Source organism: Actinomycetospora sp. CA-084318 (assembly GCF_050955885.1).
GTDB lineage: Bacteria > Actinomycetota > Actinomycetes > Mycobacteriales > Pseudonocardiaceae > Actinomycetospora.
The window spans coordinates 1,496,855-1,511,571 of sequence record NZ_CP192098.1 but is presented as its reverse complement, the minus strand read 5'-3'; the positions used below and the strand labels follow the sequence as shown (position 1 = coordinate 1,511,571).

The following is a 14,717-nucleotide window of genomic DNA, read 5'->3' as shown; positions in this document are numbered from 1 at the left end:
GGACCGCTGATGGCGGACACGAAGAACGGCCCGGAACTGCACCCGGTCACCGAGGAACTCGCGAGCGGGAAGAACTTCGCGGCGGTGACCACCGTGCTGCCCAGCGGGCGGTTGCAGACTCAGATCCTCTGGGTGGCGGTCAAGGACGGGCAGGTGGTGCTCAACACCGAGACCCACCGCAAGCGCTACCGCAACCTGCAGTCCGATCCGCGGATCACCGTCCTGATCCGCGACGAGCAGGACCCCTACCGCTACGCCGAGGTGCGGGGCCGGGTCGAGCGGACCACCACCGGCGACGAGGCCCGCGCCCACATCGACGAGGTCGCCCACCAGTACCTGGGCACCGACTATCCGCCCGAGGGCATCAAGTCCGAGCGCGTGATCCTCTGGGTCACCCCCGAGCGCCAGACGATCATCGACCAGAACAAGGACACCAGCGACTGACCTCGCTCCGTCCTGTCGAAGGGATCACCACTATGGCCATCGCGACCATCAACCCCGCCACCGGGGAGACCGTCCGCGAGTTCGACGCGCTGACCGACGCGCAGCTGGAGGAGAAGCTCCAGCGCTCGTGGGAGACCTTCCTGACCTACCGGGACACGACCTTCTCCGAGCGCGCCGCCTGGCTGCGACGCGCGGCGGACATCTTCGACGAGGACAACGAGCGGCTCGCGCAGCTCGCCACCCTCGAGATGGGCAAGACCCTCGTCGCCGCCCGCTCCGAGGTCAGCAAGTGCGCCTACGGCTGCCGCTGGTACGCCGACCACGCCGCCGAGGCCCTGGCCGACGTCGAGTGGCCGCACCCGTCGAACGCCCCCGAGCACGCGAAGATCCTGACGCGCTACCAGCCGCTGGGTCCGGTCCTCGCGGTCATGCCGTGGAACTTCCCCTACTGGCAGGTGCTGCGCTTCGCCGCGCCGGCGCTGATGACGGGCAACACCGGCCTGCTCAAGCACGCCTCGAACGTCCCCCAGGTGGCGATGGCCATCGAGGACGTGCTGACCCGGGCCGGCTTCCCCGCGGGCGCCTTTCAGACCCTGCTGGTGTCGAGCTCGCAGATCGAGGGAATCATCGACGACGACCGCGTCCGTGCCGTCACCCTCACCGGCAGCGAGCCCGCCGGGCGCGAGGTCGGCGCCCGCGCCGGGCAGAACGTGAAGACCAGCGTGCTCGAGCTCGGCGGCAGTGACCCGTTCATCGTCATGCCCTCGGTCGACCTCGACGCCACCGCAGCCGCGGCGGTCTCGAGCCGGACTCTCAACAACGGGCAGTCCTGCATCAACGCCAAGCGCTTCATCGTCCACGAGCAGATCGCCGACGAGTTCCAGCGGCTGCTGGTCGAGAAGATGGACGCGCTGGTCGTCGGCGACCCGATGGACGAGAACACCGAGCTCGGCCCGATGTCCGGCCCGCAGGGACTCGAGGAGCTCGACCAGCAGGTCCAGGACTCCGTGGCCAGGGGCGCCACGCTCCTCACCGGCGGCAAGCCCCTGGGCGGGCCCGGCAACTACTACCCCGCGACGGTGCTGGCCGACATCCCGAAGGACGCCCCCGCGTACTACGAGGAGCTCTTCGGACCGGTCGCACTCGTCTTCCGCGCCCGGGACATCGACGATGCCATCGCCATCGCGAACGACTCGTCGTTCGGCCTCGGCGGCAGTGCCTGGACCGAGGACGAGGACGAGAAGATGCGCTTCGCCAACGAGGTCGAGAGCGGCATGGTCTACATCAACAAGATCACCGAATCGACGCCCGAAGTGCCGTTCGGCGGGGCGAAGAACTCCGGCTACGGCCGCGAGCTCGCCACCTTCGGGCCGCAGTCCTTCGTCAACGCCAAGACGATCTGGATCCAGTGAGCACCGCGACCTTCTCCGGCATCGCCCACGTCGCGCTGGTCGTGCGGGACATGACGACCAGCGTGCACTTCTACGAGGACGTACTCGGTTTCGAGCGCGTCGGCGAGGTCACCGAGGGGCCGCCTTCCGAGGGTCACCCCCGGCGGTTGATGCGTCATCCCGGAAGCGGGATGACGCTGGGCATCCACGAGCCCCACCGGCGCAGCGGGGACCGGTTCGACCCGCAGCGGACGGGGCTCGACCACCTCGCGGTGACCGTCCCGGACCGGGCCACGCTGGACGCCTGGTCGAGGCGATTGGACGAGCACGACGTCGAGCACTCCCCGACCCGCGACGCGGGCTACGCCGAGTTCGTGTCGTTCTGCGACCCGGACGGCATCGCCTGGGAGATCTGGCTGCCAACAGGGGACTGACGGCGGCGACAGCATCCGGGCACGCGCGGGACGACCGCTCCCGCGTCGCTCACCCGAGGTGGCGCCACCCGTCGGAGGCGAGGTGGCGCCGCCAGACCGCTGCGATGTGCGAGTCCCCGCATTGTCACCCGGCATACGCGATGACCAGCAGTGGGACGAGTCAGCCGAGCGCGATGCCCGTCTCGGACGAGGATCGATGGCCAGGAGTGCAGTTGAGCGAGCGGGTGTGTCTGATCACCGGAGCCAGCCGGGGCATCGGGGCGGCGACGGCGCGCGAACTCGCGGCGCGCGGTCACGCCGTGGTGGTCAACCACCGCGACAGCGAGACCGTGGCCGACGCCGTCGCCCACGACGTGCGGGCGGCCGGTGGGGACGCCCTGGTGGTGCAGGGCGACGTGACCGACCCGGCCGATGTGACACGCCTGGTCGACACGGTCGTCGAACGCTGGGGACGGCTCGACGTGCTGGTGCACAACGCCATGACCCCGTTCCCGGTCACCTCGTTCGCCGACCTCCGACTGGGAGCAGCTCTCGGCGAAACTCGACCAGGAGATGCACGCGGCGTACCTGCTCACCAAGGCCGTACTGCCCGGGATGATCGACCGCCGCCGGGGACGGCTGATCTACCTGTCGACCGGCCTGTCCCGACGTCCCCGGGACGGGATGATCGCCCTGGGCGTCGCCAAGGCCGCCCTGGACTCCTTCGTGCGCTACGTCGCCGCTGAGGTGGCACCGCACGACATCACGGCCAACGTCGTCGCCCCGTCCACGGTGGAGGACACCGCCGTGAGCGACCGACTCCCCGAGGAGCTCAGGTCACAGCTTGCTGATGCGACCCCGATGCGCCGGCTCGCCCGACCCGAGGACGTCGCCCGCACGGTGGCCTACTTCGCCGGCGACGACGCCGCGTTCACCACCGGCAGCTGGGCGCCGGTCAACGGCGGCCAGCTCATGCTCTGAAGCCGCAGGCAGTCCGGACAGCCGCTCCTCACGCCGTGAGGTGGGTGCCGTCGTGCCCGCCCGCCATCGGCTGGCCGGAGAGGACCGCTTTCGGGACCGCTTACGTCACACCACGGCGGCCGACGAGCACCCACAGCACAAGATCGATAATACTCGATCATGTCGCTGAGCAGCACAGATGCCGAAGGTGACCCACCACAGCGGACGTGAACCTTGTCCACTGGGTTCGGGGTTCGAGTCCCTGACGGCGCACCCCACATGAAGGCCCTGACCGCATCGGTCGGGGCCTTCGTCGTGTCTGGACCTCGAGGGCACGCGGACCCTCGACGTCAGAGCGGTGTCGCGGCCAGGCCGTGCTCGGCAGACCCGGCGACGCCGTGTACCGGTTCGACCGAATGGGCATCGCCCGTGGCGGATGCCCTCGGAGTTCAGCGCTGAACGGAGGCCGGTGTGGCGACGTCGGACGGCAGGTTGACGGCGGTCTACGACGAGGTCGTGGCACGCAATCCCGGCGAGGACGAGTTCCATCAGGCGGTCCGCGAGGTCCTCGAGGACCTCGGACCCGTCGTCGGCCGGCACGCCGCCGCCGACGTCGAGGTCATCCGGCGGCTGTGCGAACCCGAGCGGCAGGTGCTCTTCCGGGTGCCGTGGGCCGACGACGAGGGACGTCCTCAGCTCAACCGCGGGTTCCGCGTGGAGTTCAACTCGGCGCTGGGCCCCTACAAGGGCGGCCTGCGCTTCCACCCGAGCGTGTACCTCGGGATCGTCAAGTTCCTCGGCTTCGAGCAGATCTTCAAGAACTCGCTGACCGGGCTGCCGATCGGCGGAGCCAAGGGCGGGAGCGACTTCGACCCGAAGGGCCGCTCCGACGCCGAGGTCATGCGGTTCTGCCAGTCGTTCATGACCGAGCTGTACCGGCACCTGGGCGAACACACCGACGTGCCGGCCGGTGACACGGGCGTCGGACAGCGCGAGATCGGCTACCTGTTCGGGCAGTACAAGCGCATCACCAACCGCTACGAGGCCGGCGTCCTGACCGGGAAGGGTCTGGACTGGGGCGGGTCCCGCGTGCGGACGGAGGCGACGGGCTACGGGCTCGTGTTCTTCGTCGAGGAGGTCCTCCGGGCCTCGAGCGGATCGCTCGACGGCACGAAGGTCGTGGTGTCCGGATCGGGCAACGTCGCGGTGCACGCCATCGAGAAGGTCCATCAGCTGGGTGGCCGGGTGATCGCCTGCTCCGACTCGGCCGGCTACGTCGTCGACGAGGACGGCATCGATCTCGACCTGCTCCGCGAGATCAAGGAGCAGCGCCGGGGCCGGATGTCGGACTACGCCGAGGCGCGGGGGCGCAGCGCGCAGCACGTCGGGGACGGCTCGATCTGGTCGGTGCCGTGCGACGTGGCACTGCCCTGCGCGACGCAGAACGAGCTCGACGAGGCCGGCGCCAAGCAGCTCGTCGAGAACGGGTGCCGCGTCGTCGCCGAGGGCGCCAACATGCCCACGACGCCCGACGCGATCCGCCTCCTGCGCGACGCCGGGGTCTCCTTCGCGCCGGGCAAGGCGGCCAACGCCGGCGGGGTGGCCACCAGCGCCCTCGAGATGCAGCAGAACGCCACGCGCGACACCTGGACCTTCGAGCACACCGAGCAGCGGTTGGCCGAGATCATGCACTCGGTCCACGACCGCTGCCTCGAGACCGCCGAGGAGTACGGCAGGCCGGGCGACTACGTCGCCGGAGCCAACATCGCGGGCTTCCTCCGCGTGGCCGAGGCGATGCTCGCGCTCGGCCTCGTCTGACGGGGCGCCGTGTTGACAGTCCGACACCGAGAGGGCGAGATCACCGGGTAGCCTCGTGCGCGACGAGGAGGACCGAGGTGTCTGTGGAGCCGTTGGCGAGCCTGGACCGGACGACGCTGCGCGAGCGGGCGCTCGACGCCCTGCGGACGGCGATCACGACGGGCGGGTACAGCCCCGGCGACCACCTCGGTGAGGTCGAACTCGCGAACCGCCTCGGCGTCAGCCGCGGCACCGTCCGCGAAGCGCTCCGACACCTGCAGCAGGAGGGGCTCGTCACCGCCGGCGCCCGCGGGATGCTGCGGGTCAACCAGCTCACCGCCGCCGAGGTGCGGGACCTGTTCCGCGTCCGGGCGGCCCTCGAGGGGCTCGCCGTCACCGAGATCCTCGCCTCCGACCACCGCGACCGGACGGCGGCCGCCCTCCGGCGTTCGGTGGCGGCCCTGCAGGGCACCGAGAGCGACTTCGCCGCCCGCGTCGAGGCCGACCTCGCCTTCCACCTGCTGCTGTGCCGCGAGTCCGGCAACTCGATGCTGGTCGACTCGTGGCGCCACCTCGAGGGCCGCATCCGGGTCACGATCATGAACGGCGATCCCGACGACTCCCCGGTGATGATGGCGGGCGACCGGCACGCCCCGATCGTCGACGCCATCGAGGCCGGCGACGCCGCCACGGCGATCGCGATCGTCGAGGCGCACATGGCCTCGGCCGCCGATCACTTCGTGGGTCAGCTCAGCGCCTGACTCCGCTCGGCCGCTCCGGTGACGGCCGATGCTGACTGTTGACAGAGACACGGGCCACCCGCACTCTTGTGGCACGGCCGACTGTTAACAGTCGACTGTTGAGGAGTTAGGACGCGCGGCCGCTCCTCCCCCGAGTCCTCACGATCAGCGGAGATCACCATGACCGAACGGCACGCGCCTCCTCCGAGCCCGACCCGCCACCCCGTGGAGGGCACCGAGGCCCGCAAGCGGGTCGCGATCGGCTCGTCCATCGGGGCGACGATCGAGACCTACGACTTCATCGGCTTCGGCGTCGCCGCCGCGCTGTACTTCAACACCGTCTTCTTCCCCGCCGACGACCCGCTCTCGGGCACCCTGCTCTCGTTCGCCACGCTGGGCATCGGGTTCGCGGTCCGCCCGCTCGGCGGCATCATCGGCGGCTACCTGGGCGACCGCATCGGCCGCAAGCCCGTCCTCGTCGGCTCGCTGCTGCTCATGGGCATCGCGACCGTGCTCATCGGGCTGCTGCCGACCTACGCCCAGGTCGGCGTGTGGGCCGGCATCCTGCTCGTCGTCGTCCGCGTCATCCAGGGTCTCGCCTTCGGGGCCGAGTGGGGCGGCGCGATCCTCATGACCTTCGAACACGCCCCCTGGCGCAAACGGGGGCTCTACACCGGGATCACCCAAGCCGGCTTCCCGGTCGGCCTGCTGCTCGCCAACATCGCCTTCCTCATCAGCGTCCCGCTCGGCGACCAGTGGGCGTGGCGCGTGCCGTTCCTGCTCTCCGCGGTCCTGATCGCCGTCGGCATCGTCATCCGGCTCAAGGTCGAGGAGTCCCCCGAGTTCGAGGACCTCAAGGCCGAGGGCGAGGTCTCGAAGAACCCGCTGCTCGAGGTCGTCCGCGACGACTGGCGCAACATCGTCCGCGCCTTCTTCCTGCGCATGACCGAGACCGCCGGCTACGCCGTCACCATCACCTTCGTCGTCTCCTACCTGACCTCGGAGAAGCTCTCCGACCGCACGACGACGCTCACGGCCACGATGATCGCCGCCGCGATCGGCGTCGCCGCGACCGTGTTCTGGGGAGCCCTCACCGACCGCTTCGGCCGCCGACCGGTCTACCTCGCGGGCACCATCATCACCGCGCTCTGGGGCGTCCCGCTGTTCCTGCTGGTCAACACCGGCACCGCGCTCGCGATCGTCGCCGCCTTCGTCGTCAGCTATGCCATCTGTCAGAACATGCTGGCCGGCGTCCAGGGCGCCTGGTTCTCCGAGCTGTTCGCCGCCCGCACCCGCACCACCGGCGCCTCCCTGGCCTACCAGCTCTCCGCCGTCGTCTCCGGCTTCACACCGCTCGTCGCCACGGCCCTGTTCGCGGGCTTCGGCTGGATCGGCCCGGCCCTGCTCATCACCTTCTACGGCGTCTGCGGCGTGATCGCGACGCTGCTCACCCGCGAGACCTGGGGTCCCGCCGAGAAGGCCGCCGTCGACGAACTCGCCGCCACGACCCCGAGGCCCGTCCCGGCCGCCGCCTCCTGAACCCGTCCGAGAGACCGGAGTCCACACATGACCTCCACGATCCCCGCCCCGGGGACCATCGAGACCCGCGCGCAGCGCGTGCGCGACGCCGCGTACCGCATCCGCCGCCACGCGCTCGACATGGGCGAGGTGCAGGGCCAGGGCTACATCGGCCAGGCCCTCGGCGTCGCCGACGTCCTCGCCGCCCTGTTCACCGACCACCTGCGTTTCCGGCCCGACGACCCCGAATGGGCCGACCGCGACCGGTTCCTGCTCTCCATCGGGCACTACGCGATCGCCGCGTACGCCGCGTTCGCCGAGGCCGGCATCCTCGACGTCGCCGAGCTGGAGACCTACGGCTCCGACGAGTCGCGCCTGCCGATGTCGGCCATGGCCTCCTACACGCCCGGCATGGAGATCTCGGGCGGGTCGCTCGGCCACGGCCTCGGCGTGGCCACCGGCCTCGGGCTCGGTCTGCGCCTGCGTGGCGTCGGCGCCCGCGTCGTCAATCTGCTCTCCGACGGCGAGCTCGACGAGGGCTCGACGTGGGAGGCCGCCATGGCCTGCGCCCACCACGGCCTCGACAACGTCCTCGCCGTCGTCGACGTCAACGCCCTGCAGGCCGACGGCCCCACCGTCGGCGTGCTGAAGACCGAGCCCCTCGTCGAGAAGTGGCAGGCCTTCGGCTGGAACGTGCGCCGCGTCGACGGCAACGACGTCGACGCCCTGCTCGGCGCCCTCGACGACCTGCCCGCCGGCACCGGACGCCCCTCGGTGCTGATCTGCGACACCCGGATCGGACGCGGCGTCCCACTGCTCGAGACGCGCGAGAAGGCGCACTTCATGCGGGTCGAGGCCCACGAGTGGCAGATCGCCCGCGACCAGCTCGACGAGACCTACCGCACCGGAGCCCACGCATGAGCACCACGACCACGGCGACCACGAAGCCGCGCCTGACCACCTCGGCGATGATCGCCTCGTTCGCCGACCCGGACCAGCGCACGAGCCCGGCCCCGTTCGGCCACGCGCTCGCCGCGCTCGCCGCCGAGCGACCGGAGATCGTCGGGCTCTCCGCCGACCTCGCCAAGTACACCGACATGCACGTCTTCCGTGAGGCCCACCCCGAGCGCTTCTTCCAGATGGGCATGGCCGAGCAGGTCATGCTCGGGGCCGCCGCCGGGATGGCCGAGGCCGGTCTCGTGCCGTTCGCCTCCACCTACTCGGTCTTCGCGACGAGGCGCGCCTACGACTTCCTCTGCCTCGACATCGCCGAGCCCGGCCTGAACGTCAACGTCGTCGGCGCCCTCCCCGGCCTGACGACCGGGTACGGCCCGAGCCACCAGGCCACCGAGGACCTCGCGATCCTGCGCGGCTGCCCGAACCTCACGATCGTCGACCCCTGCGACTCCGTCGACATCGCCGCCGCCGTCCCGGCTCTCGCCGACCACGACGGAGCGACCTACCTGCGGCTGCTGCGCGGCCAGGTGCCCACCGTGCTCGACGAGTACGACTACCGCTTCGAGCTCGGCCGCGCGGCGGAGCTGCGCACCGGCCGCGACGTCGTCCTCATCTCCACCGGGCTCATGACGATGCGCGCGTTGCAGGCCGCGCAGCGCCTCGAAGCCGACCACGTCGACGTCGCCGTGCTGCACGTCCCCACGATCAAGCCGCTCGACCGCGCGGCGGTCGTGCGCGCCGCGAGCAGTGACCGGCTCGTCCTGACCTGCGAGAACCACACCGTCGTCGGTGGCCTCGGCGAGGCCGTGGCGACCGAGATCGCCCTCGCCGGCATCGGCACCCGCTTCGGGCGCATCGGCCTGCCCGACGAGTTCCTCGCCGCCGGCGCCCTGCCGACCCTGCACGACCGCTACGGCCTGTCCACCGACGCCATCGTCACCCGCATCAAGGAGCAGCTCGCATGAGCACCGACCCCCGCACCGCCGTCGTCACCGGGGCCGGCTCGCGGCGCGGCATCGGCCGCGCCACCGCGCACGCCCTCGCCGCCGCCGGCTGGCACGTCGCCGTCCTGGACCTCGACGAGGCCGGCGCCAAGGAGACCGCCGACGACGTCGCCGGCGCCCACGGCGTCCGCACCGCCGGGATCGCCTGCGACGTCACCGACGAGCTCTCCGTCGAGACCGCCCTCGCGACCCTCGACGCCGCCCTGCCCCCGGTCGGCGCGCTGGTGAACAACGCCGGGATCACCTCGCCGGTCCCGTTCCTCGAGGTCACCGACGCCGAGTGGGACACGGTCTTCGCGGTGAACGTCCGCGGCGCCTACAACATCACCCGCCGCGTCGCGCCCGGGATGGCCGAGCGCGGCTTCGGCCGGATCGTGTTCCTGTCGTCGGTGTCGGCCGAGCGCGGCGGCGGCGTGTTCGGCGGGGTCGCCTACTCCGCGGCCAAGGCCGGCCAGCTCGGGTTCGCCCGCGCCCTGGCCCGCGAGCTCGGCCCGTCCGGGATCACCGTCAACTCCGTCGCCCCCGGCCTGATCGACACCGACATCACGGGCGGGGCGCTCGAGGGCGAGCGCAAGGAGGCCCTCCTGGCCGGCATCCCGGTCGGGCGCAACGGACGGGTCGACGACGTCGCCGACCTCATCACCTTCCTGTGCCGCCCGGAGTCGGGCTACATCACCGGCGCCACCTACGACGTCAACGGCGGCTCGCACATCCACTAGGGGCACGACGGAGCCGGGCGCGCGAGGGGAGCGCCCGGCTCCCGGGCACCCACTGTGCTACTAGTGGGACATGCGTCCCGGAACTCTCGTCGGCACGGTCCTGTTGGGGGCCTCGATCGTCTGCGAGGTCGCGGGGACGATGCTCCTGCATGCCTCGCAGGGGTTCTCGAGTCCGGTGGCCTCGCTCGGGGTCCTCGCGGGCTACGGGATCTCGATCCTGTTGTTCTCCCGGGCCCTGCAGTACGGGCTGACCCTCGGCATCGCCTACGGGACGCTGACCGGCTGCGGGCTGGTGGCGGCGACCGTCGCGAGCACGGTGGTCTTCGGCGACCCGATCGCGCCGCTGCAGATCGCGGGCCTCGCGCTGATCCTGCTCGGGGCCCTCACCCTGCAGACGACGCCGCGTGCCGCGGGCGGGACGGCGGAGTGATCGAGACACTGCTGCTCTCGGCGTCGGTCGCGGCCCAGGGGGTCGGGATCGCCGCGACCCGCGCCTCGGACGGGCTGCGCCGCCGCCGGTGGGTGGTCGCGGCGTTCGTCGGGATGGCCGTGTCGGTCGCGCTGATGTCGCAGGCGCTCGCGCGGGGCCTGTCCCTCGCGGTCGGCTACGGCATCTGGAGCGGGTCCGGCATCGTGCTCGCCGCGGCCGCGGGGGTCGTCCTGTTCGGCGACCGGCTGCCCGCCCGGCACACGCTCGGGCTGGCGCTGGTGATCGCCGGCGTCGTCGTGGTCTACGGCGGCGCCCGATGACCGGGCCGGACGTCGACGGCATCCACGGCATGCACGGCATCGATGACGAGGCCGACGGCCGCCGACGCCGTGGGCGGCGCCGACGGGCGACCCTCATCGAGGCCGTCCTCGTCGTCGTCGCGAGGGACGGCGTCGCCGGGGTGTCGCACGGCTCGGTCGCCGCCGCGGCCGGCCTGCCCCGCAGCGCCGTCTCGCACCACTTCGCCTCCCTCGACGACCTGCTCGACGCCGCCCTCCGCTCGGGCACCGAACAGCTGATCGCCGCGGTCCCCCAGGTGCCTCCCGGGAGCGACCTGTCCTGGTTCGCCCACCAGTTGGTGTCCCTGTTCGAGGAGAACCGCGACCGCGTCGCCGCCGGCTACGAGCTCTACACCCTCGCCGCCCGCCGGCCCGCCCTGCGCAGCGCCGTCGGGCTGTGGCTCGACCTCCTCCACGACCTCGCCCGCCACCACACCGACGACCCCGCTCGGGTGCGCGGCTTCGCCGTCGCCGTCGACGGCTACTTCCTCCAGGCCCTCGCCGCCGGGACCAGCCCTCGGGCTGACGAACTCGTGTCGCTGCTCGCGGCAGCGCTCACGGACCACGCCCATGCCCCCGGCCCGTGATCGCCGGGTCACGGATCACCACCGCGGCAGCGCCGGCAGGTCCCCGTCGTGGCGCAGGCCGGACTCCACCTCCTCGCGCGCGAGGAACGGCAGCAGCTCCTCGTAGTACCCCTCGATCCGGGTCGCACCGTCGCCGACGGTCCACTCCTCGCCCTCGCGGGCGACGACGTGCAGCCCGGGGCTGTCCGGGTTCGCCCGGAGCCGGAGCACGCAGATGTCGATGGCGTCCACGATCGCGTCGGTCCCGGCCTCGTGCCACTGCCAGGTCGTGTCCAGGTCGTGGTGGTGGACGATCAGCTCGGTGGTGCGCAGCGCCGGCAGCGCGAAGACGTCGATCTCCCCGGCGAACGGGGTCGGCACCGTCTCCACCGCCACGCCGGAGCGCAGCCGCGCCAACGCCTCCGCCAGCTGCCGGTCGGCCCGGTCCAGCGCGGCGGCCAGCTGCCGGGCGGAGAGTTCCGCGGCCGTCCGCTCGATGTCGGCCGCCCGCTCCTCCGCGGACGCGTACGCGGGGGTCTCCTCGCCGGTCACGGCCCAGGTGGCGAGGTGGGTGAGGGCCTCCGCGTCCCGGACGAGGTGCGCGACGACGTGCGCCCGGGTCCACCCCTCGCACCGGGTCGGCTTCCCGAGCTCGTCGTCGACGAGGCTCGCGATCGTGGCCATGGCCATCCCCGCCTCGCGCTCCAGCACTCCGAGGTCGCTCGCGACGGACCGGACGCTCTTCATGTCGGGCTACTCCTCCTCGTGGTGCAGGCGGGCCAGCTCGGTGCGCGACCGCACGCCGACCTTCGTGTAGATGCGGGTGAGGTGGTACTGGACGGTCTTGGGCGAGACCTGCAGTTCGGCGGCCACGTCCTTGTTCGACATGCCGGTGACGACGAGGTCCACCACGGCCGTCTCCTGCGCGGTGAGACCCTGCCCGCCGTCCGACCGGCCGTGCCGCACCCCGCCGGCGCGCAGTTCGCGGTCGCACCGCGCGACGTAGCTGCTCGCGCCGAGCGCGAGGAACAGCTCGCGGGCGCTCGAGAGCACCGTGTCCGCGTCGCGGCGCCGGGAGAGCCGGCGCAGCGACTGGCCGAAGGCGAAGTGGGCCCGGGCCGCGTCCCAGCGCAACGACCGGGCCTCCAGCGTGGCGATGGCGCTCTCGAAGGCCCGACGGGTCGCCGCGAGGTCGCCGCGCGCGGCCTCCAGCCGCCCGCGGGCCCACGCCAGGCGCGCGAGCTCCGCCTCGTCCTGCTGGTCCTCGGCCCGCGCACGGTGCTCGGTGAGGAACGCGTCGGCGTCCTCGACGCGGCCCTCCAGGACCAGGGCGTTCGCGTAGACGTCCCGCCACGGCCACCAGCCCGGTTGGACGACCGTGGTGTCGTCGCCGAGCGCGGTCAGCGGGCCGAGCGCCCGCAGCACGGCGCCGTAGTCCGAGCGGGCCTCGGCCAGCGCGGCGCGGGCGAGGCGCCGCGGGACGGCCATGATCTCGTAGTCGTCGGCGCCCGCGTGGGTGTCGCGCAGGACCCGCTCCGCGCGGCCCGGTTCGCCCCGCAGGCTGTGGACCTGCGCGGCGGTCCAGCCGAGCAGCGGGGTCACGATCGCGATCCCGGAGCTCTGCGCCCGCCGCAGACCGTCGGCCACGGCGCGGAGCGCGAGGTCCCAGTCGCCGGCGAGGAAGTGCGCCCGAGCGAGCCAGCCGGACGCCCAGAGGGAGATCCGCGACGACCCGCCGAGCGTCGTCGTCGGGATCGCGCTCTCGAGGTCCGCGCGGGCCTCGTCGAGGTTCCCGACGACGAGGTGCAGCCACCCGTGCCCCATCGTGATCCGCTGCACCTGCGGGCCGCGCCGGACCCGGGTGGCCATCGCGCGGTACTCCCCCAGCGCCTCGTCGGGAGCCCCGGACGCGGCCGTGCCGAGGCCGCGCATCGCGAGCGCCTCGACCGCAGCGGGGTGGTCGTCGCCGACCAGTGCCGTCGCCCGGTCCGCCCACTCGACGAGGGCGGTCCCGTCGCCGCAGCACAGCGCGTGCAGCACCCGCCGCTGGCAGATCCAGGCCGCGGTGTCGGGGTCGACGGCGGGGTCGCAGAGGTCCCAGGCGCGGGTCAGCGCCCGTTCCGCCTGCGCGGTCCGCCCGAGCAGGATCGCGAGGTAGCCGAGCACCGAGTTCCGGATGGCGGTGTCGAGCAGGTTCTCGATCGCGGGGATGAGCGCCTCGGCCTCGAACACCGCGCCGGCGCCGATGAGCGCGTCGACCGCGCGGATGAGCAGCAGCTCGCGGTCCTCGGGCCTCTCGGACAGCCGGCTCGCCTCGAGCAGCGCGTGTGCGGCGTCCGACCAGGCGCCGTCGCCCGCCTTCAGCCCCGCCAGCTCGGTCAGCCGGGCGGCCAGCGCGGCGTCCCGACCCGGGGTCGCCGCGGCGAGCAGGGCCATCCGACGGTGGGGCTCGGCGACGACCTCGGCCGCCCGCCGCCGGACGTGCGCCGCCCGGTGCGGCCCGACGACGTCGAGGACCGCGGCCCGCACCATCGGGTCGACCGGCCCCACGACCGGGAGGGAGCGCCCGCCGAAGCGGGTGACCAGCCCGGCCCGGGCGGCCTCGCTCAGGGGTTCGAGGACCTCGTCCAACTCCGCCGTGCGGGCGATCTCGTCGAGGCTCGCCGGCTCGGCGAAGCAGGCGACCACCTCGACCAGGGTCCGGGCGTGCCGGCCGAGGACGGCGACCCGCTCCTGCACGCGGACCGCGACCTCCCGGGGGGCGGGCAGCCGCACGTCGGGCACGTCCCACCCGTCGACCTCGTCGAGCAGCGCGAGCACGTGGCGCGGGACGCCCAGCGTGTGCCGCCGCACCCGCTGGACGAGCCAGGGCGGCAGCGGGCGTCCGCGGTCGTCGCAGAGCTCCTCGATCTCGCGGGCGGTCAGCGGCCCCAGCGTCACCGATACGTCCGCCGCCCGACGGAGCAGGTCCGCGAGCTCGAACCGACCCTCGCCGGGCGTGACGGCGAGCAGCGCCACCACGGGTGCATCGCGGTGATGACGGACGAGGGTCGACAACGCCCGGAACGACGGCAGGTCGCTCCAGTGGGCGTCGTCGACGACGAGCAGGGCCGGGTGGTCACCGATCCGCTCGGCCAGCCGCCGGGCCGCCGCGAACGCGTCGTCGCCGCCGAGCTCCTCGACGCCCGCGCCGAGGAGCTGGGCGAGCACGGCGTACGGACAGTCCTGCTCCCAGTCGACCGCGGTCGCCCGGAGCAGGGTCCGGTCCGACGCGCCGGCCGCCACGTCCCGGAGCAGTCGGCTCTTCCCCGCCCCGGACCCGCCGTCGAGCAGGACGGTGCCGCGGCCGTCGTCGAGCACCTCGAGGACGGCCCGCCGCACCTCGGTCCGCTCGCGGGGCCCGGCCGCGGCGGCTCCGACGTCCTCGGGTCCGGTCACGG

General features: G+C 72.8%; 15 protein-coding genes and 1 pseudogene. 14 read left to right on the top strand and 2 right to left on the bottom strand.

The window, feature by feature from the left end; genetic code table 11:
• The first annotated feature begins 9 nt into the window (after positions 1 to 9).
• From ACQPYX_RS07485 to ACQPYX_RS07420, 14 genes and pseudogenes are all read left to right on the top strand, one after another.
• Positions 10 to 444 (top strand): PPOX class F420-dependent oxidoreductase, encoded by a 435-nt coding sequence (locus tag ACQPYX_RS07485; RefSeq protein ID WP_433802275.1) that lies wholly within the window; start codon positions 10 to 12, stop codon positions 442 to 444.
• A 32-nt stretch (positions 445 to 476) separates the two neighbouring features.
• Positions 477 to 1,856, top strand: a complete 1,380-nt coding sequence (locus tag ACQPYX_RS07480; RefSeq protein ID WP_433802274.1) for an NAD-dependent succinate-semialdehyde dehydrogenase — start codon at positions 477 to 479, stop codon at positions 1,854 to 1,856.
• Entirely contained in the window at positions 1,853 to 2,269 is a 417-nt protein-coding gene (locus ACQPYX_RS07475; RefSeq protein WP_433802273.1) for a VOC family protein, read from the top strand. The genes ACQPYX_RS07480 and ACQPYX_RS07475 overlap by 4 nt, the downstream gene beginning before the upstream one ends.
• 104 nt (positions 2,270 to 2,373) lie before the next feature.
• A pseudogene (locus ACQPYX_RS07470) lies at positions 2,374 to 2,694 on the top strand (SDR family NAD(P)-dependent oxidoreductase); the annotation flags it as partial.
• A gap of 127 nt (positions 2,695 to 2,821) precedes the next feature.
• On the top strand, positions 2,822 to 3,229 hold the full coding sequence (locus tag ACQPYX_RS07465) for an SDR family NAD(P)-dependent oxidoreductase (protein ID WP_433802272.1): 408 nt from the start codon (positions 2,822 to 2,824) through the stop codon (positions 3,227 to 3,229).
• A gap of 450 nt (positions 3,230 to 3,679) precedes the next feature.
• Complete coding sequence (gene gdhA / locus ACQPYX_RS07460; protein ID WP_433802271.1) at positions 3,680 to 5,026, top strand: NADP-specific glutamate dehydrogenase; 1,347 nt, start codon at positions 3,680 to 3,682, stop codon at positions 5,024 to 5,026.
• A gap of 77 nt (positions 5,027 to 5,103) precedes the next feature.
• Complete coding sequence (locus tag ACQPYX_RS07455) at positions 5,104 to 5,766, top strand: GntR family transcriptional regulator (protein WP_433802270.1); 663 nt, start codon at positions 5,104 to 5,106, stop codon at positions 5,764 to 5,766.
• A gap of 159 nt (positions 5,767 to 5,925) precedes the next feature.
• Positions 5,926 to 7,284, top strand: a complete 1,359-nt coding sequence (locus ACQPYX_RS07450; protein WP_433802269.1) for an MFS transporter — start codon at positions 5,926 to 5,928, stop codon at positions 7,282 to 7,284.
• Positions 7,285 to 7,311: 27 nt separating this feature from the next.
• The gene (locus ACQPYX_RS07445) at positions 7,312 to 8,184 is read left to right on the top strand and encodes a transketolase (RefSeq protein ID WP_433802268.1); all 873 of its coding nucleotides are present in this window, start codon (positions 7,312 to 7,314) and stop codon (positions 8,182 to 8,184) included.
• Positions 8,181 to 9,185, top strand: a complete 1,005-nt coding sequence (locus tag ACQPYX_RS07440) for a transketolase family protein (protein WP_433802267.1) — start codon at positions 8,181 to 8,183, stop codon at positions 9,183 to 9,185. Before ACQPYX_RS07445 ends, ACQPYX_RS07440 begins: the two co-directional genes overlap by 4 nt.
• A complete protein-coding gene (locus ACQPYX_RS07435; protein WP_433802266.1) occupies positions 9,182 to 9,943 on the top strand; it encodes an SDR family NAD(P)-dependent oxidoreductase in 762 nt (253 codons plus the stop codon). The genes ACQPYX_RS07440 and ACQPYX_RS07435 overlap by 4 nt, the downstream gene beginning before the upstream one ends.
• A 70-nt stretch (positions 9,944 to 10,013) precedes the next feature.
• Complete coding sequence (locus ACQPYX_RS07430; RefSeq protein ID WP_433802265.1) at positions 10,014 to 10,373, top strand: DMT family transporter; 360 nt, start codon at positions 10,014 to 10,016, stop codon at positions 10,371 to 10,373.
• The gene (locus ACQPYX_RS07425; RefSeq protein ID WP_433802264.1) at positions 10,370 to 10,693 is read left to right on the top strand and encodes a DMT family transporter; all 324 of its coding nucleotides are present in this window, start codon (positions 10,370 to 10,372) and stop codon (positions 10,691 to 10,693) included. The genes ACQPYX_RS07430 and ACQPYX_RS07425 overlap by 4 nt, the downstream gene beginning before the upstream one ends.
• On the top strand, positions 10,690 to 11,298 hold the full coding sequence (locus ACQPYX_RS07420; protein ID WP_433802263.1) for a TetR/AcrR family transcriptional regulator: 609 nt from the start codon (positions 10,690 to 10,692) through the stop codon (positions 11,296 to 11,298). Before ACQPYX_RS07425 ends, ACQPYX_RS07420 begins: the two co-directional genes overlap by 4 nt.
• A gap of 15 nt (positions 11,299 to 11,313) precedes the next feature.
• Here ACQPYX_RS07420 and ACQPYX_RS07415 read toward each other — a convergent pair whose 3' ends face one another.
• Positions 11,314 to 12,024: a maleylpyruvate isomerase family mycothiol-dependent enzyme gene (locus ACQPYX_RS07415; RefSeq protein ID WP_433802262.1), complete on the bottom strand. Its 711-nt coding sequence runs from the start codon at positions 12,022 to 12,024 to the stop codon at positions 11,314 to 11,316.
• 6 nt (positions 12,025 to 12,030) lie between these two features.
• Positions 12,031 to 14,715: a LuxR C-terminal-related transcriptional regulator gene (locus ACQPYX_RS07410; RefSeq protein WP_433802261.1), complete on the bottom strand. Its 2,685-nt coding sequence runs from the start codon at positions 14,713 to 14,715 to the stop codon at positions 12,031 to 12,033.
• Between the last annotated feature and the right edge of the window lie 2 nt (positions 14,716 to 14,717).